The sequence below is a fragment of the Pseudomonadota bacterium genome (genome assembly GCA_039193195.1).
Classification (GTDB): domain Bacteria; phylum Pseudomonadota; class Gammaproteobacteria; order Steroidobacterales; family JBCBZW01; genus JBCBZW01.
This window is the reverse complement of record JBCCWS010000111.1, coordinates 1-1,754: the sequence shown is the minus strand read 5'-3', so window position 1 is coordinate 1,754 and position 1,754 is coordinate 1. Positions and strand designations below refer to the sequence as shown.

General features: G+C 60.6%; 2 protein-coding genes. One reads left to right on the top strand and one right to left on the bottom strand.

The genetic code is table 11. The features are described from left to right. On the bottom strand, positions 1-292 hold a 292-nt coding region (locus AAGA68_27480; GenBank protein ID MEM9388813.1), incomplete at its 3' end, for a hypothetical protein. A gap of 78 nt (positions 293-370) precedes the next feature. Here AAGA68_27480 and AAGA68_27475 point away from each other — a divergent pair. Then, entirely contained in the window at positions 371-1,135 is a 765-nt protein-coding gene (locus AAGA68_27475) for an MC/SLC25 family protein (protein MEM9388812.1), read from the top strand. The last annotated feature ends 619 nt before the right edge of the window (positions 1,136-1,754 follow it).

Here is a 1,754-nt window from a genome sequence, read left to right as displayed (position 1 = left end):
GGTAACCAGCGACGAGACCGGCGCTCGTCGTGGCGATCTGCGACACGCGACTCAATACTGCACCGGGCCTCTCGCTGAAATAGTCACTGAGAATGTCGGCGTCGTACGACGTCGGTAACCCCCGCTCACCCCGTCGCATCTCGACAACACGCATCGATATGCCGTCCATTTGAGCGTCGTCGTCGTTCACGTTCTGACCACGCAGCGCGCGCATCATCAATGCTGTTTCCTCGGATTCCACCATTTGAGCTTGTGCGCGCCGCACTGACTGCGACAGCTCGCTCACGCTCATCAGAGGCCGCAACCGTGTCAAAGCGCTTGCCACACACCACACCAACCACATCAGTTTTCCACGTCAGTAGGCGGGTTTATGCTCCTTCTTCCATATGCCGTGTTCGCCGCGGCAGAGCACGAGCTCACGAGGCAAGAACGTGCTCTGGCCGCAGCAACAGCCTGCATCACGGGCGCCGTCACCACACTGCCCATCGACGTCATCAAGACGCGCATTCAGACGTTGCCGCCGCGCACCTCGGTAGGACGTGTGGCCGCCTCGATCTTGTCGCAGGATGGGCCTCGTGGTTTCTTTCGCGGTCTCGCGCCCGCACTCTTGATGACGCCCGGGAGTATCCTGCAATACACTTTGTATGACGAACTTCGGAAATCCTTACCGCCGCTGCCGGCGGCGACGCTCGCTGGCATTGTCGACATCACTGTGCGCACGCCTTTCGAAAAATTAAAAACTGTCGCTCAAGCCGGCGTATTCCCGCAAGGTCACTTGTGGTCGGGATATGGCGCCACTCTCTTGAGAGATGTACCTTATGTTTGTATTTATTGGAGCGCCTATGACCTTCTCAAGAGGATCCCTCATGACAACACCGCAGTGCACGGCTTCGTCGCGGGCTTTTGTGCCGGCGCTATCGCCGCCTCCGCGTGTACACCGTTTGATGTCGTCAAAACGAGGATCCAAACAGCACCACCAGGTCTCGCGCCGTTTGGCGTTTTTGCGAATCTCATCAGGACGCAAGGCATTACATATTTGTTCGCCGGCCTCCCGGCGCGTCTCGTCCGCATTCCTGTCTATACTGGCGTCGTCCTCGCCACCTTCGAAACCGCCAAGTTCTATTTCGCTAAGTAACCCTGGTGGCCATCAGCGCTGACGCCCGCCTGTATCCCTATCGCTGATGCCGGTATCGAGGTGGTCGGTGTTCCTGTGGACACCCCATTCTTTTGTCGCCGCGGCGCCGCCGAGGCCGTGGATACGATGCGTGCGCGAGAATCCACTCGGTTGAACAATCACTCGCATCCACCTCCTCGTACCGCCTCTTCGCGCTGGCCAAGTTGCCCTTCTGGGCACCTACCTGGCGCAGGCGATGTACCCCGATGACTTGCGCGCCGCCCTGTTGGTTGACCGCCGCTGTCAGGTCCTGTGTCTCGACAGCCTGCGGTCCGGCTGGTCCTCTCGTGCTTGCAGATGAGTTCGCCTCGCGCCGGCTTGCCACAAAGGCCTTGGCGTTCGGCCCCTCGCGACCGTGTGTGACGCGGCTTTTTTCGTGTCCTGCCGCTGCTGCTTGACCGCATCGTCGCTCTTGGGGGCACGGCCCCTGGGTGCTTTCAGGCTATAGCGCACTCGCTTGGGGCGACGTCGTTTCACGTGGCCACCCTCCGCTGCGTTTCTCTCACCTCGTCGCGCGGCCCGACGCCCTTCGTCTCGCCGCGGAGTTCGATGGTGCGTACGCGGGTCTCCAAGCAGATGT